Origin of the sequence: Arthrobacter sp. UC242_113 (assembly GCF_044054585.1) — a bacterium.
Classification (GTDB): domain Bacteria; phylum Actinomycetota; class Actinomycetes; order Actinomycetales; family Micrococcaceae; genus Arthrobacter.
This window is the reverse complement of the sequence record NZ_CP171968.1, coordinates 1,291,551-1,312,591: the sequence shown is the minus strand read 5'-3', so window position 1 is coordinate 1,312,591 and position 21,041 is coordinate 1,291,551. Positions and strand designations below refer to the sequence as shown.

Here is a 21,041-nt window from a genome sequence, read left to right as displayed (position 1 = left end):
GGAGCCGGGATCGGAAAATTCTTTGGGCCCCCTGAAAGCGCATAATGGCAACATCCACAGGCGAAGAATCACGACGGCGGCCAAGGACAGGGAGGTCCGGATGCTGAGGCTTCCGCGCATCACAGTTGAGGTTCCGGTGCTCGGCGTCGGCACCAAACCCGCCGACTACGAACACCTCGCGGCTTACGCGGACGGGCTGCGCAGGCCGCAGGGCTTGCACATGACCCTGCTCCACATCGGCATTCTGGAGGACTTCGCGGCCGACGTTGCCGACTGGACCAAGGGCGCCACGGATCCTGCCGCGGCCACCGTCAAGACTGCGGACTGGCTGCGCGCGCTGCCCGTGCTGGAGGGCTTCTCCGGCACGGCCGAGCGGCTGGTTCTGCTGGGCGGCGGCAGGGTGTCGGGACTCGAGGTGGACGTGCCCCAGGGCGTGCGGGACTTTCAGGTCTCCCTCGTCCAGGCCCTCCACGAGCTGCTGGATGAGCTGCGGGTGGATAACCCCGATGACTTCATCCTCAGTTCCCGCGCCCTGGGCTACAGGTATCCTCGTTGGCGGCCCCACGTTGCCGTGGGCAAACCGAAGTCAGAGGGGCATCCAAATCAGGGCCGCGAAGAGAAAGGCGGTTCACGGGAACGAAGCGACTCCTGGGAAATCCGTCCGATTAACGTGGAGTTCGGACCGTCGCAGATCAGGAACAGGCAGTTATTGCCGGGGCCTGGCGACAGCCTTCCTTAACGGCCCGCCTTACGTCGCGGCCCGCCTGATGTAATGGCGCCTCCTGGGCAGGGGCTGGCTTACCCAAGAACGACGGCGGGTCTCACCTCGAGGGTTTGACCACCATAGCGGAGCCTCCCCCGCGCCTGACCGGCTCGGCCGCGGCGACCATGCGACCGCCGGATTTGAACTCGATGGCCGTGGCCGCGCCGATCTCCGCTGCCGAAGTGAACGCGTCACCGGACGGGGTGAACTCGTGGCCGAAAGGCTTCAGCTGGCTCTCATACGCCTTGATGAACGCCGGCTCGGCCGTGACCTTGGCCGCGTTCCGCTGCGCTGCCCGCGGAGCCGCAATGGCACCGGAGATGTTCATCCCCAAGTCCACCCTATTCAGGATGGTCTGCAGGACGGTGGTGATGATCGTCGAACCGCCGGGCGAGCCAAGGGCCAGGAACGGGTCGCCGTCCTTGAGGATGATCGTCGGCGACATCGAGGACCGGGGCCGCTTGCCGGGCTCAATCCGGTTCGGGTCCTTCGGGTCGTACACGGTGGAGAAGTCGGTCAGCTCGTTGTTCAGCAGGAACCCGCGGCCGGGCACCACGATGCCCGACCCGCCGGTCTGCTCGATGGTAAGGGTGTACTCGACGACGTTGCCCCACTTGTCCGCAACGGTCATGTTGGTGGTGGAGATGTTCTCGGTGTCCTTCTCGCTGGCGGGGGCCGCCGCGGCGGCCGGGCACGCGCCGTCGTAATTCGCCACGTCACCAGGGGCCACCGGCTTAACGGCCGCCTTCCTCGGATCAATAGCGCAGGAGCGTTCCTTGCCGAACAGCGGGTCCGTCAGGCGACGGGTGGGAACATCGACGAACGCGGGGTCGCCTACGTATTTGCCGCGATCAGCGAAGGCGAGGGCGCTGGCCTCGAGGTAGTGGTGCAGCGCGCTGGGTTTGGACATCCCGGAAAGGTTGAACGGCTCGAGGATGTTCAGCGCCTCGCCCACGGTGGTGCCGCCGCTGCTTGAGGGGGCCATGCCGTAGACATCGAGGCCACGGTATTCCACGTGGGTGGGCGACTGGTTCAGCGCACGGTATTTGGCGAGGTCCGCTGTTGTCAGGTGGCCTACAGGAACAGGCAGCTTGGTGGTCTTGGTCTTGGGGGGAGCCTGGACGGTTGATGCTATCTCCTTCGCGAGCGCCCCCTGGTAGAAGCCGCGTGTTCCCTTGTCCGCGAGCAGCCGGTAGGTTGCCGCAAGGTCCGGGTTTTTGAAAATACTGCCGACGGCGGGTGCGTCACCGCCGGGGAGGAAGAGCTTGCTGGTTGAGGTGAACGCCTGGAAGCGGAGCTTGTTGTCCAGGGTCTGCTGGCGGAAGGTGCCGTCCACCACGAAGCCGCGGTCCGCAACTTCGATGGCCGGCTCGAGGACGTCGTCGAGGTCCTTGGTTCCCCACCGGTCCAGCGCGCGCTCCCACGTGGCGGGCGTGCCTGGAACGCCCACCGACACGCCACTGGTGACGAGCTCGGGGGTGAAGTTGTAGGGCTTGCCCGTCTTCGGATTGATGAAAGCGTCGTGCGGCATGGCCGCGGGGGCTGTCTCACGGCCATCGATGGTGCTGACCCGGCCGGTGCGTGCGCTGTAGAAGAGGAAGTACCCGCCGCCGCCCACTCCGGCGCTGTATGGCTCGGTTACGCCGAGGGTGGCGGCAGCGGCGACGGCGGCGTCCGCAGCATTGCCTCCCCTGCGGAGGATGTCGATGGCCGCGGCGGAAGCCTCCGGGTCCACGGTGCTCACCGCGCCGCCGTACCCGGTGGCCGTCGCGGTCTTTTCGGTCACCCGCTCGTCAGCAAGCGCGGGGGTGGTGACGGCGCCCGCCGTCACGCTCATTGCCAGGGCCGTGGTGACGGCTGCTACTCGGCTTTTTAGGTGTGGCATGGTCGCTCCCGGGTGTGAGTAAATGCGGGTTGACGGTAATGTCACGCTACTCCGCGGCGGAAAGACACTCAACGGCCGAAACATTCAACGGCCATGTGCTTCATCAGCAGCGGCGCGCTGCCGGCGGCTGGCATACAGGAACGGCACGGCGGCCAGCTGGATGGCGCCGCTGAGAGCCACCGATGCCGGGTAGCCGTACACATCGGCGGACCGGCCGAGCACGGGCTGGACCACCACGCCGCCGCTCGAACCCATGAGGGAGGCGAAGCTGAGGACCGTGGCCCGCTGCCTCGAGTCGATCATGTCGTTGAGGTAGGCCTGCCCCACCGGGGTCCCGACCTCTGCCACCAGCGCCCAGGCGGCCAGCAGCACCAGGGCCACCCAGAACTCACGGGTGAAGCCGAGCGCCACCAGGATCAGCGCGCTCCCGGTCCCGCTGAGGATCAGTACCGTGGTGCGTTTGCGGACCAGGCGCCGGAAGCGCGGCGCCAGCCAGCCGCCGAGGACCTCGGCCCCTGCCACGATGGCTGCGGCCAAACCCGCTATGGCGTACGCAGTGCGGTCGCCGAACAGCTCAAGCAGGTACGGCTGCAGGGCGTAGAAGACGTAGATCCCGACGCCGGCCGTGAACGGCGCGGACAGCATCACGTAACGCACGGGCGGATTTTTCAGGCCGTTCTCGATGGACGCTGAAAGGACGGCGCGCGTCGCCTGAAGGGGACGCGCGGAACGTTCGGGGGTGAAGCCGACGTCGTGCATGAGCCACAGTGCCACTACGAACATGGCCAGCAGCACGCCCACTCGCAGGAGGAACGGCACCCCGAGGTCGGTGGCCTGGGCAATGACGCCGCCTGCCACCGACCCGATGAGCATGGCGGTGCCGGACACCACCTGGCCGCGCCCGAACACCGTCTCCAGCGCACCGTCGTAGCCGGAAAAGTGCAGCGCGTCCACGAGCCACGCCTCCACCGCGCCGGAGAAGAAGGTGAAGCCCAAACCAAGCAGCACGGACACCACAGCCCACGCCCAGAACGGCGCGGAAAGCTGCCACAGCAGGTAGTAGAGGAGCGTCGAGACGGACAGGGTGGCGGTGCCGAGCAGGAAGGAAACCCGGCGCCCCCAGCCGTCAGCCACCACGCCGGTGGGCACCTCAAACAGCACCATCCCCGCGGTGAAGAAGGCATTCGCGGCAAAGGCCTCAAGGTTGCTGAGCCCCGCGTCGAGCAGAAACAGCGTGTTGATGCCCCAGATGAATGACGCCGCAAGGGTATTGCCGAGTGTCAGCGTCAGATAGATGCGCTGCACCTTGCGGGCCGCCGGGTTCATCGCCTCGCTGTCCGTCCCGGCGCGGAGTTGGGGCACGGAACCCATTCTCGTCGTCTTCGCCGGGGGCCGCCAGAGACCCTTTTATCGGGCGGCGTTCGAGCGTAGCGTCGTGCCCAGCGGAGTAGGCGGCGAAAGGCAGTGCGGCTCCGGTCCGCACAGCGCCGCCTCCCTCCTGAGCCGTCGAAGGAGGCGGGAATGGCTGCTGGCTGGAACGCCGACACAGCTGCCGGTCCGGTGGGATCGGGCACGGTCACCCTGGTGGAAGGTTCGTCCTTCTGCATTTCCTCGGCGAACGGGGATATCCACCCGGAGCATCCGCACGGGGTCTTCCACGAGGACACCCGCATCCTGTCCCGCTGGAACCTGTCCGTGAACGGCCTGCCGCTGGAGGCGCTGACGGCGGAAACCAAGGAACCTTACCGGGCTCTGTTTATAGGCCGCGTTCCCCGCTCCGACGGATACGCAGACAGTCCCCTGATCGTGGAGCGCGTGCGGGAGGTCGGTGCCGGCATCCGCGAGGACATCACCATCCGGAACTACTCCTCGAAGGAGACCGAGTGCATCGTTTCGCTCAGTGTTGAATCGGATTTCGCTGATCTTTTTGAGGTGAAGGAGGCACGTGTCCAGCGGCGCTGGGAAGAATCCCGCCAGCCTGAGGGCGACTCCCTGGTGATCAAGGCAGGCTGGCAGGACCTCGTTAAGAGCGTCGTCGTCAACGCACATGGCGCCGAGGTCACCGCCGATTCCCTCACCTTCCGGACGGTGGTCCCGCCGCGCGGTGCATGGAGCTCACGGGTGAGCGTGGCGCCGGCCGCCAACGGCGGCGGGGTCCCGCCATCGTCGTTTATCCGTCCCGCGCCCGGTGACGTATCCCCGAGCGACCGCCGCCGGCAGGAATGGGTGGCCAAGATTCCCAAGCTGCACATGGGAAACCGTTCCATCGAGCGGACCCTGCGGCGCAGCTACGACGACCTAGGCGCGCTCCGGATCGAGGATCCCGCACATCCGGAGCGCATCGTGGTGGCCGCCGGTGCCCCGTGGTTCATGACGCTGTTCGGCCGGGACTCGCTGTGGGCCTCGGAAATGGCGCTGCCGGTGGATCCGTCCCTGGCGCTGGGCACCCTGCAGACGCTGGCCGACCGGCAGGGCAAGGTGGTGGACGTCATGAGCGAGGAGGAGCCCGGGAAGATCCTGCATGAGGTCAGGCTCGGCATCTCCAGCGGGCTGGCGCTGGGCGGCAAATCCGCCTATTACGGGAGCGTCGATGCCACGCCGCAGTTCGTGATGTCACTGGGTTCGGTGAGCCGCTGGGGCTTCGCCAAGGACACAATTGCAGCGCTGCTGCCCCATGCCGACCGTGCTCTGGACTGGGTGCGGAATTACGGCGACAAGGACGGCGACGGGTTCGTTGAGTACGAGCGCCTCAACGACCAGGGCCTCATCAACCAGGGCTGGAAGGACTCGTGGGACGGCATCAACTTCGCGGACGGGACGCTGGCCGAGCCCCCCATCGCGCTCTGCGAAGTCCAGGCACTGGTCTACAGCGCGTTTCTGTCCAGGGCCTGGATGGCGTACGACGCCGGCGACGCACCGTTGGCGGAGCGGCTCACGGAAGAGGCGGCGGAGCTGAAGAGGAAGTTCAACGAACAGTTCTGGCTGCCGGACCGCGGCTATTACGCCGTCGCGCTGGACCGCAACAAGCGGCCGGTGGACGCGTGCACTTCCAACATGGGGCAGTGCCTGTGGCACGGCATCGTGGATGAGGACAAGCTGCCGCTGGTGGCCGAGCGGCTGATGACCCCTGAAATGTTCAGCGGCTGGGGCGTCCGCACCCTGGCCACTGACATGGGCGCCTACAACCCGGCCAGTTACCACAACGGGTCGGTCTGGCCCCACGACAATGCCATCATCGCCGCGGGCCTGTTGCGCTACGGCTTCGTGGAGGAGGCACAGCGGATCGCCACGGCCCTGCTGGAAGCGGCCGAATTCACCGACGGGCGCCTGCCGGAGCTGTTTTGCGGCTTCAGCCGGGACCAGGTCACCGAGCCGGTGCCGTATCCGACCGCGTGCTCCCCGCAGGCATGGGCGGCCACCACGCCGATCATGCTGGTGACCAGCCTGATGCGGTACGACGCGCATGTGTCCCGGGGCGGCATGTGGATGGACCCCGTGCTGCCGGCATCCTATGGCGACCTGCACATCACCAACGCCCCCATGGGCGGCGGCCGGATCACCATCGACATTACGGGGTCCGAGCCCTCCGTGCAGGGGCTGCCGGAAGGACTGACCTTCCACCGCGAACACCGGCCATGGCTCACGGAGCTGCTCGCTGAAGCGGGGCTGGGTAAGTAGGAGCCGGCGTCGTTCTCACGGCTCTGAGTCGGGATCAGGGCGGTGTCCGATCTAGGGGCGGCGGTCCAGCGCCTGCAGCAGCCGTTGAACGGAGCCGCCGAGGTTCCACTCGGTGGCGAGCCGCTCGAGCTCGTCCCGCGCCCCGCCCCTGACGGCATGCAGTTCCGCGCCGGCCTCGTCAAGGGAGGGCAGCTCCAGATTGCGCACCACGTTGACGACGGCGGGGGCCACCTTGAGATAGTCCGCGGCGGCAGCGAGCTTGGACCGCACCGAGGCGGACACCCCGCCTGCGGGATCCGCCGCGGCCGCTATTAGCCCGTCGAGCGTGCCGTGTTCCAGGAGGAGCGCAGCGGCCGTTTTCTCGCCGATGCCAGCGACGCCTGGCAGCCCGTCCGAGGCGTCGCCGCGGAGGGTGGCGTAGTCGGCGTACTGTTCGGGGAGCACGCGGTACTTCCCCACCACGGTGGCGTCGGTCAGGACCTCGAGGTTCTTCATGCCCCGGGCGGTGTAGATCACGCGCACCTGCCGGGCATCGTCGACCAGCTGAAAGAGGTCCCGGTCCCCTGTCACCACGTCGACCGGAAGGTCGGCGTGGCTGGCGTAGGTGCCCACGACGTCGTCGGCCTCGTGCTCCGGAGCGCCCACGACGGCGATGCCGGCGAGACCCAGCACGTGGCGGATTAGCGGGATCTGAGCCTCCAGCGCGTCCGGAACCACCTCCACGTCCGGGGCAGCCTGCCTCACCTCGGCGACCCGGTGGGACTTGTAGGTCGGGATGAGGTCCACCCGCCACTGCGGACGCCAGTCGTCATCCCAGCACGCGACCAGATGCGTGGCGCCGTAGTCCGTGGTGAGCCGCGCAATCATGTCAAGCAGGCCGCGGACGGCGTTCACCGGCGTGCCGTCGGGCCGGCGGATGGTGTCGGGCAGGCCATAGAAGGCGCGGAAGTACAGGGAGGCGGTGTCCAGCAGCATCAGGCGGTTGACCATGACTGATCCTGACACGGATTCACCGCCCGGTGCCTGTGACACGGGCCGGAAGTGGGAGGATGGGCGCATGGAACTGCACATCACCGGCGACCCTGCCGCCGACAAACTGCTCAGCGATGACGCTTTCGCGCTGCTCACCGGCATGCTCCTGGACCAGCAGGTGACCATGGAGTCGGCGTTCGCCGGACCGGAAAAGATCCGCGCGCGCATCGGGTCCATCAGTCCTGCCGCCGTCGCCGAACATGACCCGGCAGGCTTCGTTGAAGTGTTCAAGGAACGTCCGGCAGTCCACCGCTTCCCAGGCTCCATGGCCGGCCGCGTCCAGGCGCTCGCCGAGGCCGTGCAGAGCGAGTGGAACGGCGACGCAACCGCCATCTGGACCCGGGACGAACCCGATGGCAAGGAAGTGCTCCGCAGGCTGAAGGCCCTGCCGGGATTCGGCGAGCAGAAGGCCAAGATCTTCCTGGCGCTGCTCGGCAAGCAGCGCGGACTCGAGGCGGCGGGGTGGCGCGAGGCCGCCGGGCACTACGGTGAAGAGGGTTCCTACCTCTCGGTCGCGGACATCGTGGACCCCGAGTCGCTGACGAAGGTGCGGGCCAGCAAGCAGGCGGCGAAGGCTGCTGCCAAGGCAGCGAAGGCCCCGGCCGCCGAATAACGGTGAAGTACGACGGCGGCCGGTCGCCTTGGCGTTACAGGCTCAGTACTCGCCCTTGATCACGAAGTAGGAGCCGCGGATCTCACCGGCCAGCTTCGACTTTTGCCTCGCGAACTTGAAGCTTGATGCGAGTTCCTCGGGAACCTCCATGCCTTGCGAGAGCTTGAAGCCCACTGCCCGCTTCGCTCCGTCCTCGATGCCGTACATCACGTTGATTGACAGGCCGGATTCGTAGAACACATACGCCATCCGGAAACCGTCCACCTCGAAGGAGGTAACCTCAAGCGGACGGGACGAGATGACGATGTTGCGCTCTTCGGAGAGGATGCGGTTGACCCAGTCGAGCGTTTCCGGCGCCTCGCTGGCGGGCTTGACGGTGAAAGTGTGGTCGTACTTGTTCTTGTAATAACGTGCCTCGTTGGCACGCAGTCCTGCCAGCGGTTCCGCCACTGGGGACGATTCCACGCCAACGGTGGACACGTTCTGGAAGTCTACGGTGTATGGCATGCGCCCTCCTGGTTATGATTCATCGCACTCCTCACCCTAATGTCCGGCGCTGCAGCCCGGCTTCTCAATTCCTGATCGTTCGGAGTCAGTAGCGCCAGCGGAGGGCGGCGATCACAGCCTCGCGGTCCAGCTTGGCAAACCGCTCTGCTTCGCCGCGCCGCACAGCCACATAGGCGTCCAGCAATTCATGGCCGAAAGCTGAGCGAAGGAAAGCGCTGCCCTCCAGATCGTCCAGGGCCGTGAACATGTCAGGCGCAAACGCCCGGATACCCAGTCGCTCCCGCTCCGTCTCACTCAGGGTCCCGGGATCGACCGTGACCTCCGCAGGCAGTTTCAGCCCTCTCCTGAGGCCCTCCATCGCGGAGGCAAGAATGGCTGCCACGGCAAGGTACTGGTTGGCGGATCCATCGCAGCATTTCACTTCGACGTTCGATTGGCCGTCCTCGTCGCCCTTGAGGCCCGGCACGAAGCGGACGGCGGCCTCGCGGTTGCCGGTGCCCCAGCAAATAAAACTGCCCGCCCATTGTTCTGGTTGAAGCCGGGCCAGGCTCAAGGCGCTTCCGCCCAGCAATGCTGCACTTTCCGCCAGCCTGCCGAGCACGCCCGCGATCATGCTCTCGCCTTCCGGACTCATCTGCGTGGCGGCTGCAGGGTCGTGGAAGACGTTGCCGTCCCCGTTCCTCGCGGAGAAATGGATGTGGCAGCCGTTGGTCGCAGTTTTGGAGTCCGCTATTGGCGAGTAGGAAACGTGCAATCCATGCCGGCGGGAAACCCGGGCGATGATGAACCGGGCGAGAAGGTAATCATCGACCGCCTGAACCGGGCTCCTCGGGGCCAGGGCGATCTCCACCTGGCCCCGGCCATACTCGGGGTGGATCTGTTCAACCGGAACGCCGGCTTCCACCAGTCCTGTAAGCACATCCAGATTCCATGCTTCCAGCTGAAGGAATGCGGCCGCACCATAACCCGGACCATCGTGCGCCAGCACAGGCGCATCCCGAGTGCCGCTGAACACAGTGAACTCCAGCTCGAAGCCCACCGACACCTCCAGCCCGGCCGTGGCCCATTCGGCAGCAACACGTTTGAGTGCCGTGCGCTGGCAATTTGGAAACGGAACGCCCTGCATGTCCACCAGGTCGGCCGGCGCCCAGGCGAGGCCGCTTGCCTTGTCGATGACGGCAACTGCCGAGCGGTCCGGCATTCCGCGCAGGTCACCGACTATGGGATCGATCACGGAGGACCGGGTGACGTGGTCGTCGGCGGCCAGCAGGACACCGACGCTCACTGAGACGCCGCAGCCATGGTGGAAGGCGCCCTCGACCCTGGGTCCCGGCAAAACTTTCACCCGCGCCACACCTGCGTTATCCAGGTGGGAGATGACAAGAGCCCTGACCTGCTGGAGATCCAAGTCTGCCTTGGGATTTGAAGTCACGGCTTTCCTTCCGTTCAGGCAATCGGCGCTGAGCCTAGGCGTTCAAGTTGTAGACGCGCTGGGCGTTTTTCGAGGCAACCATCGTGGCAATTCTGTCGGCGTCCTGGGTGGTTGCCCAGCCCGCTGCAATCCATTCGTCCATCAGGGCCGCGAACTCCGTTCGCCAGCTGGTCGCACTGACGGCGTAGTGCTCGGCAAGGCCATACGAGTCCGATGAGTACAGAACCTTGCTGAACGGTGCAATCTCCATCGCTTGGCGGATCGCTGTGCCGGCACTCGGGCCCAGGTAATGCGAAACCAAGCCCGTGTCCAGGTAGACGTGCGGGAAGACCTGGGCAAGGATCCCGGCTTCCCTGATGAAGGGGTAGCAATGCAGCAGCATGAAATCGACGCCCAGTGTTCTGGTGGCGTGAAAGAACGGGGTGAGCCGGGATGGATCAGCCCGGAACAGCTCAATGTCGCCGTCGCCGTATCCCGTGTGGAGCTGAATGGGAAGGCCTGCGTCGATCCCGGACCAAAGCCCGAACCTCAGCAGGACCGGGTCGGTCACTCTAAAGGTCCCGGTCCTCTCCGCAGCATGGAACCATTCATCGGCGGCCTTGCGCACTTCACCCTCGGATGGCCGTTCCGCGGGAATGTCGAAACCATGACGGTAGGCGATGATGGATTTCAGGCCCACCGCCTCCCGGCTTCTGGCGGCCAGCGTCGCCGGGAACTTCGCAACAAAGCCCGCTGCCGTGGACTCGGCCGCAAATTCCTCTGCCACTCTCTCGATGCGGACAATCTCGCGAACCCGGGCATCAGCAAGCACTGCCATGGCATCGGGTTCAGGAAGCCGAGCATCGCGTATGCCCGTGTCAAGGAGGTATTCGGAGGTTCCGGTGCTGCGAAGCAGCAGCCGGTTGGCTTTAGCGGCGCCAATGCTCCTGCGCCGCGCAAGGTATTCATCAAGTGGCGCAAGCGGCTCGAGTCCGAGGATCGGGGCGCAGAAACGCCGTACGGCCAGGCCGAAGGGCGAATCGAGGCTGTCCGTGCCTGGCGGTGCCGCCCAGTCGGACTCCGTGGCCAGGCTCCTGAACCCGTCGTCGGACAGTTCGGCCTCGACAACGCCGTGGCAGTGGTGGTCGACCAGGGGCAGGTCAACGCTGCGGTGGTTCCCGTCAGTCATCGTCCCGGCCAACTACTTGTGTTTGCCGGGTGTCGTCGTCAGGGCGCCCCGGCCCCTGCAGAACGCCGTCGAGGCTGACGTGATTCACTGCCAGAACGCGCACGCAGGGCTCCTTCCAGTTTCAGCTGGCGTTGACCGCCGGGGTGGTTACCCGCCCGCCGAAAGCGACCCAGAGGTACCGGATGGCTGCCTCGACGCCTTTGGGATTCACTCCCGCCAGCAGCTGCAGGACCAAGCCGTCCAGTGCTGCGAATGCGGCCTGGGCAGCACCCTCCTGGCCGCCGAAGCCGATCCGCTGCAGGCCGTCCGAGAGCGCTGCGACGTAACTTTCGTAGAGGTGCCGCACCGGCCCCGCCAGTTCGGGGCGCCGCCGCGATTCCAGGATCATTTCGTACTGGAAAATCTGGATGTCGGGGTTGTCCTCAATCAGCGACAGAATGCTCTGGCAGAACTCCTCCTCGGTCGCAGGCAGCGCTTCCAGCTGTGACAGCCCGATCGACTGCTGCACGGACCATTCGAGTGCGGCTTCGATGAGGGCGTCCCGCTTGCCGAAGTGATGGACCACCAAAGTGTTGTTGACGCCGGCGTGCTCGGCAACAGCACGGAATGTCAGGCCCCGCAGTCCCTTGCGCGCCACCACATGCACGGTTGCGGCCAGCAGGGCTTCGCGCCCTGTGCCGTAGCCATTTTGTTTCTGCCCGCTCATGTCACCGATTCTAACCGCTGGCCGCTGGGTATTGACTTCAAACCTCTGCAAATGCTTAGCTGTGATGCAACACACAACTAAGCACCTGCAGAGTTGCTCAAATCCCAGGAGGAACCAATGTCCACGTCCACGAACGCCATTGAATTCACAGTCCACGATGCCTTCGATCCGCAGAAGTACGAGCCCTTCATCCTGGGCCAGGTCCAGTGGGTGCGACGCCCCGGAGACGGCGACCGTCCTGCGCTGTCCGCCGGATTCTGGCACGTCACCACTGCAGAGGCCCCCGAGCCGTTCGATCTGCTCATCGAGGCGGACGAGACCATCCACATCATCGAAGGCCACCTGCACATTGAGGTCGACGGCGGCGAGAGCTTCGATCTGAAGGCAGGCTCAGCGGCTTCATTCAACAAGGGAGCCCAAACCCGGTGGACCGTCGTCGAAGACACCACGGAGTTCTTTGTCTACTCCTGATCAGCACCCGGAATTTTGGAAGCAGAAGGCCCCATCGTGAATAACACCATCCCCCAGACCCAGCAGGCCGACGTCGTCATCATTGGAGCCGGCTTTGCCGGGCTCACCGCGGCCCGTGAACTGCGCCAGGCCGGTTTGTCCGTCATCGTTCTCGAAGCCCGCGACCGCATCGGCGGCCGGACCTGGCTCGATGACAGACTTGGCCGCCCCCTTGAAATCGGCGGGACCTGGGTCCACTGGACCCAGCCCTACGTTTGGGCGGAAATGACGCGCTACGGAATCGGCACCGTTCAGAGCCCGGTCCCGGAACGTGCCTACTGGTGGGCCGGCGGCGCACGGCACGAGGGCAGCCCGGATCAGCTGCTGAACGAAATCGATGCCCCTAACCGGATGCTGGTGGAACAATCGCGCGAGTACTTCCCGCAGCCTTTCGCTCCGTTCACCAACCCTGACGTTAAGGGCATTGACCACGTTTCCCTGCCAAAGAAAATCGCTGAACTCCAGATCGCGGACGACTCCCGCGACATCTTAGAATCCTTCTGGGCGCTGAACTTCAACGGCCCCATAGACGACGCCGCCTACACCCAGGCGCTGCGCTGGGTTGCGCTCACCAACGGCGACTGGATGGTCAACTTCGAAGCCTGCGCCACCTTCAAGATCCAGGGCGGCACCGGCAAACTGATCAACGGCATCGCTGCCGGAACAGACGTGCGCCTCGGGAAAACCGTTTCGGCCGTCCACTACACCGACGGCAACGCCACCGTCATGATCAGCGACGGCCAGGAGTTCGACGCAGCGCACGTGATCTGCACGCTTCCCCTTGGCTCCATGGGGGCGGTCGCGTTCGATCCCCCGCTTCCCGCAGCCAGCCGGAAGAGCGTCGCTGAAGGCCAGGTCTCCAAAGGCATCAAGGTGTGGATCACGGTCAGGGACGAGGTAAAGCCGTTCGTTGCCCTCGGTGCCGCTGAGTGGCCGCTGAACTTCGTCCAGGCGGAATACGACCAGGACGGCAACACCATCCTGGTCGCGTTCGGACCGGACACCGCACGCCTCGACGCCAACGATGCCAAGCAGGTCCAGGCTGCCCTCGACCTGCTGGTCCCGGACCTTGAAGTGCTGGACGTCGCCAGCCACGACTGGACCAACGACCCGCTGTCCGGACAGACCTGGCCCATGCACCGGCCAGGGTTCCTGACGGAGTCCCTGTCCAGCTTCCAGCAGCCGCAGGGAGCGCTTTCATTCGCAGGTTCGGACTACGCCAACGGCTGGGGCGGCTTCATCGACGGCGCCATCGAAAGCGGCCTGGAGGCAGCCCGGAGCATAGTGAACGAACGCAGCGCCTGACTTTCAGGGCACCGCGTTACTTCTCGGCCGTGGAGAGGCCGGCGGCGTTCGCGTCGCCGGCTGCGCCCGAACGCTCAAGAAGCCTGCCGACCTGGACGACGGCGGATCTGATCTTCCCCGGATTTCCAAACGTGAGGAACTGGAGCATCAGGCCGTCGAGTGCGGCGAAAACCGCCCGGGAAAGTTCGTCGTCCGTATCGAGGGAACGCTGGCGGAGAGCCGTTTCGACCGTTGAGATGTAGTTGTCATACAGGCGGTCCAGAAGGGCCTTGAGCTCCGGCTTTCGCCGCGCCTCAAGAAGCATTTCAAACTGGAACAGCTGCAATTCCGGCTCAGAGGCCACGGAGGCCAGGAGAGCATCGGCGAACTGCTCGTCGAAATCAGCTACGCGGGCAAGCCCGGTTTCATCAATGGACCGCTGCACAGCCCACTCAAGGGTGGCCGCAAGCAAACCTTCGATCGAACCGAAGTGATGCGTAATGAGCGTGTGATTCACACCTGCCCGGGCAGCAACAGAACGGTAAGTGACTCCCCGCAGGCCCTTCTCGGCAACAACATCAATGACCGCCGCCAGCAGTGCATCGCGGCCATCCCCGTAGGGCAAACGTTGGGAATCCAAGCTCATAAGGCGATCTTAGCCCCGCCGGCACGCCTGATTGAGACCCTTGACATCCAGAACTAAACACTTGTAGAGTTTTGCTCGTGATGCGGCTCACGTTCCGCTCGTCACAATCGCTTTCACCGGAAGACGTGCACGAGGGGGTGCGCCTTCAACCGGCACCCACACTTACTCATAGGCATGACTCGTGAGTCCTTGCCCTGGCGAAAGAGCCACACCATGAATCAACAAACCGGACAGATGCCCGCTCAGGACACGGTCACCAGCCCTGTCCGCCTGAGGCCGAATAAACTGGGCGTCGTCGCAGTTGCCTTCTTTGCGATCGCTGCCGCCGCGCCCATGGCGGCCGTTGTCGGCGCGAGCCCTGTTCTGTTCGCGGCCAGCGGACCCGGAACCCCCGTCATTTACGTGATCGCAGCCCTGTTGGTGGCCCTGTTTTCCGTGGGATATCTGCGGATGAGCCACAGCATCACCAACGCAGGGGGATTTGTCGCCTACATCGCCAAGGGACTGGGAACGAAGTGGGCCACCGGCGGGGCGGGCATCGCAATCCTGACCTATGTCAGCCTCCAGGTGGGGCTGTGGTCCCAGTTCGGCGTCTTCGCACAGCAGCTCGTCGAAGGCCTGACAGGACTTGGGGTACCGCCCTACTTCTGGATCGTCGCCGTGCTGTCCCTGGCCACCGCCCTGACCATGAAGGGTGTGGATGCGAGCCTGAAGGTCCTGGGCATTCTGATCCTGGGCGAAACGCTCGTCGTTGCTGCACTTGTCGTTTCGCTGATCGCCCAAAAGGGGTTCGGGATCTTCACCTTCGACGGGTTCACTGGCGCCAACATCGTCGGCCCCGGACTTGGCATCTCACTGCTGTTCGCCTTTGCCTGCTTCACGAGCTTTGAAGCGACAGTCGTTTTTGCGGAGGAAGCCGTGAACCCTCGCAAGACGATTCCGCGCGCTGCCTATCTCGTCATCGCCTTCGTCGGCTTCTTCTACATGGTTTCCACGTGGGCAATCAGCGGAGCGATCGGCATCGACCGGGTCCAGTCCGAAGCCGCAGGCAACCCCGCCGGCATGATCTTCGACCTCGCCCAGAGCAGCGCCGGCTCCTGGCTCAGTCTCTCCATGCAAATCCTCGTCGTGACCAGCTTCATTGCCATGATGCTGGGCCTGGCCAACATGTTCGCCCGGTATCTCTTCGCCCTGGGACGCGCAGGTACGCTGCCCGCAAAGCTGGCATCAGTCTCAAAGAGCGGCGCCCCGAGGTTCGCCGGGCTGATCAACGGCCTCGTGGTCCTGACCATCATCAGCGCCTTCCTGATCTCCGGGGCCGACCCCATCACCACTGTGTTCGCATGGTTTGTCGCCCTCGGAACCGCCGGCTTCATCAGCATCCTCCTCCTGACGTCCGCAGCGATCATCGTCTTTTTCGCCAGGGCGAAGATCCGGGACAACCTCTGGGTAACCGTCATCGCACCCGTCCTGTCCTTCATTTCGTTCATCCTCATCGGCTACCTGACCCTGGACAACTACGACGCCCTGCTCGGCGGCGCCGGTGGTGCCGCACGCTGGCTTCTGCTCGGCATCCCCATCGTCCTCATCGCAGGAATTGCCCGGGGAGCTCAGAAACCGTCCATCGACTACGCCTCCGAAATCGTCTGACGCCACAACGCCTCAAGAACCAAACAGTTCAGCAAAACGAATCTCAACCAAAGGAAAACCATGACCGCGACTGACATCCAGGACTACGTTCCCGAAAACGAATGGCCCTCCGTGGCCACCATGCTCGACGGATTCGGAGACCAAACCCTGCCCCCCTCCGCCGCCCTGACGGGCACCTCACTGCACCTCACCCAAGACGGCGGTGGCGCAATCGAGTACTTCTTCGATGACGCGCATTCCCTGACCTGGACGTCTGCAGACGGCGAAGAGGACCAAGGTGCAGCTGGGTACAAGGCGATCGAAGCGCGACCCGGGATCTTCATCATCGACTTCGTCAAGGGCGAAGACCGCCACGCTGAAAATGTCACCGTCATCCTCGACAGGAACACCGGCGCCGTGACAACCGCCGTCAGCTCCTTCATCGCCGAAGGAGACAAGATCCGCAGCACTACTACGTTCAGCCACGGAAACGTGGAAGGGTCTGCGGCCCACCACTCCCGCTCCAGCGGGCTGGCCGGCAAGCGCATCTACTACCGCTACAGCGACGTCGAGACCTACGAACACATCTACCTCAACGCCGGCACCTTCACCTGGCACTGCCTTCGCGGCGGCGAGGCTGGTCTCGCCGACACTGACCGCTGCCTCACTTTCGACGTTGCCGAGGACCTGTACCTGTTCTTCTGGACCGAAAAGGTGATGACCGTTGAGGCCGTCCTCCTCATAGACCTGCGCGAGCAACGCTCCATCGGGCGGATGTTCGGCTGGGACGAGCCCGCGGCTGAACCGGTGGTCCTCCCTTTCGACTCCCGCCTCACGGTCCTAAACACCACCGAATACCCGCACGACACCCACAAGCATTAGCCAACAAAGCCACTCCCCGAGGAACACCATTGGAAACCTACGATTCATTGCTTGCCAGCATTACCGCAGCGCCCGCTCAAGCCAGCCGGACCATTTTCGATCCCGCCACCGGCGGCGTCGTCGGCGAGGCGCCGGTCCACGCCGTTGAGGACCTCGAGACCGCGGTCGCCGCGGCCACCGCCGCCCAGCCGGCGTGGGCAGCACTCGGCCACGACGCCCGGTCCGCCGCCCTCCTCAAGGCCGCCGACGCCGTCGAACGCTCCGCCGAGGAACTCGCCCAGCTGCTCTCCCGCGAGCAGGGCAAACCCCTCAACGGCCCCAACGCCCGCTTCGAAGTCGGCGCCTGCGCCGCCTGGCTGCGGGCCGCCGCCAGCACTCCGTTGGACCCGGAAGTTGTGGTGGACGACGGCGAAACCCGCGCCGAGCTCCATTACCGGCCCCTCGGCGTCGTGGGCGCCATCGGCCCGTGGAACTGGCCGATGATGATCACGGTATGGCAGATTGCCCCCGCCCTGCGCATGGGGAACGCGGTGGTGGTCAAGCCTTCGGAGTATACGCCGCTGAGTGTCCTGGCGCTGGTGAAGATCATCAACGAGGAGCTGCCCGAAGGCTTGCTGTCAGTAGTTTCCGGCGGGCGCGAAGTCGGCGCCCGCCTGGCGGAACACCCGGCCATCGGCAAGATCATGTTCACCGGTTCCACCGCCGCCGGCAAAGCGATCATCAAATCCTCCGCCGACACCGTCAAACGGCTCACCCTCGAACTCGGCGGCAACGACGCCGGCATCGTCCTGCCCGACGCCGACCCCAAAACCATCGCCCAGGACCTGTTCTGGGGCGCGTTCATCAACACCGGCCAGACCTGCGCGGCCCTGAAGCGCCTCTACGTCCACGACGACATCTACGACGCCGTCTGCGAAGAACTCACCACCGTCGCCAAGGCCATGCCCATGGGCGTGGGCCTGGACGAAAACAACGTCCTCGGCCCGCTGCAAAACAAAGCCCAGTACGACATCGTCGCCAACCTCGTCGAAGCCGCCCGCGACTCCGGCGCCCGGATCCTGCTCGGCGGCAACCCCGACCCCGACCAGCCCGGCTACTTCTACCCCACCACCCTCGTCGCCGACATCGACAACGACAACCCGCTCGTCGCCGAAGAACAGTTCGGCCCGGCCCTGCCGATCATCCGCTACAGCACCATCGACCAGGCCATCGAATACGCCAACGCCCTCGACGTCGGCCTCGGCGCCTCCGTCTGGTCCCCCGACCTCACCGCCGGCCGCGAAGTCGCCGCCCGCATCGAAGCCGGCACCGTCTGGATCAACAAACACGGCGCCGTCGACCCCCGCGTCCCCTTCGGCGGCGCCAAGCAATCCGGCTACGGCCTCGAATTCGGCGTCGAAGGCCTCAAACACCTCGGCATCCCCCAGGTCATCAACGGGTAGCCAACACCAACAGAACTCAAGGGCCGCCGTCGCCAACCGCGACGGCGGCCCTTTTGGCACGCCACCAAGCAGAGAACCAGGGTAGGACCCGGCTAATGTCCCGGTTACCTGCTTGTCGGGACCCAACAAAATCTTGCCCCCGATGGGGAATTAGCGTCGGTTCGGAGGAATATCCGCAGCCATCACACGCAAAGGACCCATCAATGACGATTCAGGCAGACGCGAGCGAGGCCACAAGCCACGCGACCATCCCCGACACCTTCCCCATCCTCGAAACCGCCAGGCAGCAGGTCCTCGAGGACGGCACCGGGCTGACCCAGGAGCAGCTTGAGGAAGTACTCCGCCTTCCGGACGAGGCCCTTCCCGCCGCGCTGCAACTGGCCCACGAAGTACGCCTCAAGCATTGCGGCGAGGACGTCGAGGTGGAGGGCATCATTTCCATCAAGACCGGCGGCTGCCCGGAGGACTGCCACTTCTGCAGCCAGTCCGGCCTGTTCGACTCCCCTGTCCGCGGCGTGTGGCTCGACATTCCCGAACTGGTCAAGGCCGCGAAGGAAACCGCCGCCACCGGAGCCACAGAGTTCTGCATCGTCGCCGCCGTCCGCGGCCCCGACATCAAGCTCATGAACCAGATCAAGTTCGCGATCGACCGCATCAACGAGGAAGTTGACATCAACATCGCCTGCTCGCTCGGGATGCTCAGCCAGCGCCAGGTGGACCAGCTCGCCGAATGGGGCGTGCACCGCTACAACCACAACCTGGAAACGGCCCGCAGCTACTTCCCGGAAGTGGTCACCACGCACAGCTACGAGGAACGCCTCGAGACCTGCAACATGGTCAAGGCCGCCGGCATGGAACTGTGCTGCGGCGCCCTGATCGGCATGGGCGAAACCCTCGAGCAGCGCGCCGAACTCGCCGCCCAGCTCGCCGCCCTCGAACCCCACGAGGTGCCGCTGAACTTCCTCAATCCCCGCCCCGGGACCCCGCTCGAAAACCAGGGCATCATGGACGGCAAGGACGCCCTCCGCGCCATCGCCGCCTTCCGGTTCGCCATGCCCCGGACGGTCCTGCGCTATGCCGGCGGCCGCGAGCTCACCCTCGGCGACCTCGGCACCCGCAACGGGCTGCTCGGCGGCATCAACGCCGTGATCGTCGGCAACTACCTCACCACGCTGGGCCGCCCTGCGACGGCGGACCTGAATCTCTTGGTCGAGCTGAACATGCCGATCAAGGAACTCCAGAAGACGCTATGACCGGGCTTTCGGTTTCGACGGGCTCAACCAGCGGGGCCGCCTTTTGCGGGCACTGCGGTGAGCCGTACGACGGCGGCGACGGGCCGCCGTCGTCCGCTCACCGTGAGTGCGGCGCACGCCTGGCCATGGAACCGCCGCGCTACTGCGCCGCCTGCCGGCGCCGGATGAAGGTCCAGGTCACGCCGCTGGGCTGGTCAGCGGAATGTTCCCGCCACGGGGTGCTGGTCCCGTGACACAGGATTCGGAGCGGACTGACCTCATCCAGCGCGATCGCGTACGGTTGTGGCACCCTTACGCGCCGGCCTCCCCTGACCTTCCGCTGTGGGAGGTTGAGGCGGCCGACGGTGTGCGGCTGCGGCTCCGCAGCGAAGACGGCACCCGCCACGAGGTGACCGATGCGATGTCCTCGTGGTGGTCCGTGATCCACGGCTACCGCAACCCGGTGCTCGATGCCGCCGCCAAAGCGCAGCTGGAAAAGTTCAGCCACGTGATGTTTGGCGGACTCACCCATGCCCCGGCCGTGGAACTGGCCGAACGCCTGGTGGCCATGGCCCCGGGTGCCCCCGGCCGGTCCAGGCTGGAGCGGGTGTTCCTTGCGGACTCAGGCTCGGTCGCCGTCGAGGTGGCGCTGAAGCTGGCGGTGCAGTTCCAGACCGCGGCCGGCCACCCGCGGCGGCAGCGGTTCCTCAGCCTCCACGGTGGCTACCACGGCGACACCTTCGCGGCCATGGGGGTCTGTGATCCCGTGGACGGCATGCACTCGGCCTTCCCCGGGCTGCTCGCCGGCAACCTCTTTGCGCCCCGTCCGCCGGCGGCAGCGTCGGCAACGCCCGAAGCGGTGCAGGCGTGGGCATCCGACGTGGCGCAGCTCGCGGCTGCGCACTCCACGGAACTGGCAGCGATCGTCGTCGAGCCTGTGCTGCAGGGTGCCGGCGGCATGCACGCGTACCCGGCCGATTGCCTGACAGCGCTCCGGGAGGTGGCGGACCGGCACGGGTTACTGCTCATCTTCGACGAGATCGCCACCGGCTTTGGCCGCACCGGCGAGCTGTTCGCAGGTGATCACGCCGGCGTCGTGCCCGACATCATGTGCGTAGGCAAGGCCCTGACCGGCGGGTACCTGACCCTCGCCGCCATGCTCTGCACCGCTGAGGTGGCCGCGGCTGTCTCCGGCGGCCAGGCCGGTGCCCTGCTGCACGGCCCCACGTTCATGGGCAACCCGCTGGCGTGTGCGGTAGCCAACGCCAGCCTCGGCATCATTGAGACCGGCCGCTGGCGGGCCGACGTCGCCCGGATCGGCACCGGCCTCGCGTCCGGGCTGGCACCGGCCCGGGAACTGTCGTCCGTCCGGGACGTGCGGACCATCGGCGCCGTCGGGGTCATCGAACTGCACGACGCCGTCGACGTCACCGCCGTCACCGCGGCAGCCATCCGCCGCGGCGTCTGGGTGCGCCCGTTCCGGAACCTTGTCTACGCCATGCCGCCGTACATCAGCACCGCGGCGGACATCGCACAGATCACGGCTGCAATGACCGAAACCGTCGCCGAGGTTCATGAAGCCGGGGTCCACGATCGGGTCCCAGCCCACTCCGGCGGTGCATCTTGAGCGCC

The 21,041-nt window shown here is 65.6% G+C and carries 19 protein-coding genes; 11 read left to right on the top strand and 8 right to left on the bottom strand.

Going from position 1 to position 21,041, the window contains the following annotated elements; all coding sequences use genetic code 11:
* Nucleotides 1–100: 100 nt before the first annotated feature.
* On the top strand, nt 101–739 hold the full coding sequence (locus tag ACHMXB_RS05840; protein WP_395403578.1) for a hypothetical protein: 639 nt from the start codon (nt 101–103) through the stop codon (nt 737–739).
* A gap of 82 nt (nt 740–821) precedes the next feature.
* Here the strand turns inward: ACHMXB_RS05840 and ggt are convergent, their stop codons facing one another.
* The gene (gene ggt, locus ACHMXB_RS05835; RefSeq protein WP_395403576.1) at nt 822–2,648 is read right to left on the bottom strand and encodes a gamma-glutamyltransferase; all 1,827 of its coding nucleotides are present in this window, start codon (nt 2,646–2,648) and stop codon (nt 822–824) included.
* A gap of 84 nt (nt 2,649–2,732) precedes the next feature.
* Nucleotides 2,733–3,974 (bottom strand): MFS transporter, encoded by a 1,242-nt coding sequence (locus tag ACHMXB_RS05830; RefSeq protein ID WP_395405147.1) that lies wholly within the window; start codon nt 3,972–3,974, stop codon nt 2,733–2,735.
* A gap of 195 nt (nt 3,975–4,169) precedes the next feature.
* On the opposite strand from ACHMXB_RS05830, the gene ACHMXB_RS05825 reads away from it, so the two are divergent.
* The gene (locus tag ACHMXB_RS05825; protein ID WP_395403574.1) at nt 4,170–6,326 is read left to right on the top strand and encodes a glycogen debranching N-terminal domain-containing protein; all 2,157 of its coding nucleotides are present in this window, start codon (nt 4,170–4,172) and stop codon (nt 6,324–6,326) included.
* 51 nt (nt 6,327–6,377) lie between these two features.
* Here the strand turns inward: ACHMXB_RS05825 and ACHMXB_RS05820 are convergent, their stop codons facing one another.
* The gene (locus ACHMXB_RS05820; protein WP_395403572.1) at nt 6,378–7,316 is read right to left on the bottom strand and encodes a 5'-3' exonuclease H3TH domain-containing protein; all 939 of its coding nucleotides are present in this window, start codon (nt 7,314–7,316) and stop codon (nt 6,378–6,380) included.
* A 67-nt stretch (nt 7,317–7,383) separates the two neighbouring features.
* Here ACHMXB_RS05820 and ACHMXB_RS05815 point away from each other — a divergent pair, with 67 nt between their 5' ends.
* The gene (locus tag ACHMXB_RS05815; RefSeq protein WP_395403570.1) at nt 7,384–7,971 is read left to right on the top strand and encodes an HhH-GPD-type base excision DNA repair protein; all 588 of its coding nucleotides are present in this window, start codon (nt 7,384–7,386) and stop codon (nt 7,969–7,971) included.
* A gap of 42 nt (nt 7,972–8,013) precedes the next feature.
* Here the strand turns inward: ACHMXB_RS05815 and ACHMXB_RS05810 are convergent, their stop codons facing one another.
* The 4 genes from ACHMXB_RS05810 to ACHMXB_RS05795 all read right to left on the bottom strand — a co-directional run bounded on the left by ACHMXB_RS05810 (nt 8,014) and on the right by ACHMXB_RS05795 (nt 11,784).
* Entirely contained in the window at nt 8,014–8,478 is a 465-nt protein-coding gene (locus ACHMXB_RS05810; protein WP_395403568.1) for a phage tail protein, read from the bottom strand.
* 85 nt (nt 8,479–8,563) lie between these two features.
* Entirely contained in the window at nt 8,564–9,910 is a 1,347-nt protein-coding gene (locus ACHMXB_RS05805; RefSeq protein ID WP_395403566.1) for a glutamine synthetase, read from the bottom strand.
* 34 nt (nt 9,911–9,944) lie between these two features.
* Nucleotides 9,945–11,078, bottom strand: a complete 1,134-nt coding sequence (locus ACHMXB_RS05800) for an amidohydrolase family protein (RefSeq protein WP_395403564.1) — start codon at nt 11,076–11,078, stop codon at nt 9,945–9,947.
* Between the two features lie 121 nt (nt 11,079–11,199).
* A complete protein-coding gene (locus ACHMXB_RS05795; protein WP_395403562.1) occupies nt 11,200–11,784 on the bottom strand; it encodes a TetR/AcrR family transcriptional regulator in 585 nt (194 codons plus the stop codon).
* Between the two features lie 117 nt (nt 11,785–11,901).
* On the opposite strand from ACHMXB_RS05795, the gene ACHMXB_RS05790 reads away from it, so the two are divergent.
* Nucleotides 11,902–12,255, top strand: coding sequence for a cupin domain-containing protein (locus ACHMXB_RS05790; RefSeq protein ID WP_395403560.1), 354 nt, complete (start codon nt 11,902–11,904; stop codon nt 12,253–12,255).
* A 36-nt stretch (nt 12,256–12,291) separates the two neighbouring features.
* Nucleotides 12,292–13,599, top strand: a complete 1,308-nt coding sequence (locus tag ACHMXB_RS05785) for a flavin monoamine oxidase family protein (RefSeq protein WP_395403558.1) — start codon at nt 12,292–12,294, stop codon at nt 13,597–13,599.
* Between the two features lie 16 nt (nt 13,600–13,615).
* Here the strand turns inward: ACHMXB_RS05785 and ACHMXB_RS05780 are convergent, their stop codons facing one another.
* The gene (locus ACHMXB_RS05780; RefSeq protein WP_395403556.1) at nt 13,616–14,224 is read right to left on the bottom strand and encodes a TetR/AcrR family transcriptional regulator; all 609 of its coding nucleotides are present in this window, start codon (nt 14,222–14,224) and stop codon (nt 13,616–13,618) included.
* Nucleotides 14,225–14,437: 213 nt separating this feature from the next.
* On the opposite strand from ACHMXB_RS05780, the gene ACHMXB_RS05775 reads away from it, so the two are divergent.
* The 6 genes from ACHMXB_RS05775 to ACHMXB_RS05750 all read left to right on the top strand — a co-directional run bounded on the left by ACHMXB_RS05775 (nt 14,438) and on the right by ACHMXB_RS05750 (nt 21,036).
* Entirely contained in the window at nt 14,438–15,874 is a 1,437-nt protein-coding gene (locus ACHMXB_RS05775) for an APC family permease (RefSeq protein ID WP_395403554.1), read from the top strand.
* Nucleotides 15,875–15,934: 60 nt separating this feature from the next.
* Entirely contained in the window at nt 15,935–16,735 is an 801-nt protein-coding gene (locus ACHMXB_RS05770; protein ID WP_395403552.1) for a MoaF C-terminal domain-containing protein, read from the top strand.
* Nucleotides 16,736–16,764: 29 nt separating this feature from the next.
* Complete coding sequence (locus ACHMXB_RS05765) at nt 16,765–18,177, top strand: aldehyde dehydrogenase family protein (protein ID WP_395403550.1); 1,413 nt, start codon at nt 16,765–16,767, stop codon at nt 18,175–18,177.
* Nucleotides 18,178–18,380: 203 nt separating this feature from the next.
* Nucleotides 18,381–19,430, top strand: a complete 1,050-nt coding sequence (bioB, locus tag ACHMXB_RS05760) for a biotin synthase BioB (protein WP_395403548.1) — start codon at nt 18,381–18,383, stop codon at nt 19,428–19,430.
* Complete coding sequence (locus tag ACHMXB_RS05755) at nt 19,427–19,663, top strand: hypothetical protein (protein WP_395403546.1); 237 nt, start codon at nt 19,427–19,429, stop codon at nt 19,661–19,663. Before bioB ends, ACHMXB_RS05755 begins: the two co-directional genes overlap by 4 nt.
* A complete protein-coding gene (locus tag ACHMXB_RS05750) occupies nt 19,633–21,036 on the top strand; it encodes an adenosylmethionine--8-amino-7-oxononanoate transaminase (RefSeq protein ID WP_395403544.1) in 1,404 nt (467 codons plus the stop codon). Before ACHMXB_RS05755 ends, ACHMXB_RS05750 begins: the two co-directional genes overlap by 31 nt.
* Nucleotides 21,037–21,041: the final 5 nt, after the last annotated feature.

Coding starts and splice junctions, on each gene's coding strand:
- ggt (WP_395403576.1), bottom strand. CDS start 2,648: ATGCCACACCTAAAAAGCCGAGTAGCAGCCGTCACCACGGCCCTGGCA.
- ACHMXB_RS05775 (WP_395403554.1), top strand. CDS start 14,438: ATGAATCAACAAACCGGACAGATGCCCGCTCAGGACACGGTCACCAGC.
- ACHMXB_RS05840 (WP_395403578.1), top strand. CDS start 101: ATGCTGAGGCTTCCGCGCATCACAGTTGAGGTTCCGGTGCTCGGCGTC.
- ACHMXB_RS05800 (WP_395403564.1), bottom strand. CDS start 11,078: ATGACTGACGGGAACCACCGCAGCGTTGACCTGCCCCTGGTCGACCAC.
- ACHMXB_RS05790 (WP_395403560.1), top strand. CDS start 11,902: ATGTCCACGTCCACGAACGCCATTGAATTCACAGTCCACGATGCCTTC.
- ACHMXB_RS05770 (WP_395403552.1), top strand. CDS start 15,935: ATGACCGCGACTGACATCCAGGACTACGTTCCCGAAAACGAATGGCCC.
- ACHMXB_RS05820 (WP_395403572.1), bottom strand. CDS start 7,316: ATGGTCAACCGCCTGATGCTGCTGGACACCGCCTCCCTGTACTTCCGC.
- ACHMXB_RS05750 (WP_395403544.1), top strand. CDS start 19,633: ATGTTCCCGCCACGGGGTGCTGGTCCCGTGACACAGGATTCGGAGCGG.
- ACHMXB_RS05780 (WP_395403556.1), bottom strand. CDS start 14,224: ATGAGCTTGGATTCCCAACGTTTGCCCTACGGGGATGGCCGCGATGCA.
- ACHMXB_RS05755 (WP_395403546.1), top strand. CDS start 19,427: ATGACCGGGCTTTCGGTTTCGACGGGCTCAACCAGCGGGGCCGCCTTT.
- bioB (WP_395403548.1), top strand. CDS start 18,381: ATGACGATTCAGGCAGACGCGAGCGAGGCCACAAGCCACGCGACCATC.
- ACHMXB_RS05795 (WP_395403562.1), bottom strand. CDS start 11,784: ATGAGCGGGCAGAAACAAAATGGCTACGGCACAGGGCGCGAAGCCCTG.
- ACHMXB_RS05825 (WP_395403574.1), top strand. CDS start 4,170: ATGGCTGCTGGCTGGAACGCCGACACAGCTGCCGGTCCGGTGGGATCG.
- ACHMXB_RS05815 (WP_395403570.1), top strand. CDS start 7,384: ATGGAACTGCACATCACCGGCGACCCTGCCGCCGACAAACTGCTCAGC.
- ACHMXB_RS05810 (WP_395403568.1), bottom strand. CDS start 8,478: ATGCCATACACCGTAGACTTCCAGAACGTGTCCACCGTTGGCGTGGAA.
- ACHMXB_RS05830 (WP_395405147.1), bottom strand. CDS start 3,974: ATGAACCCGGCGGCCCGCAAGGTGCAGCGCATCTATCTGACGCTGACA.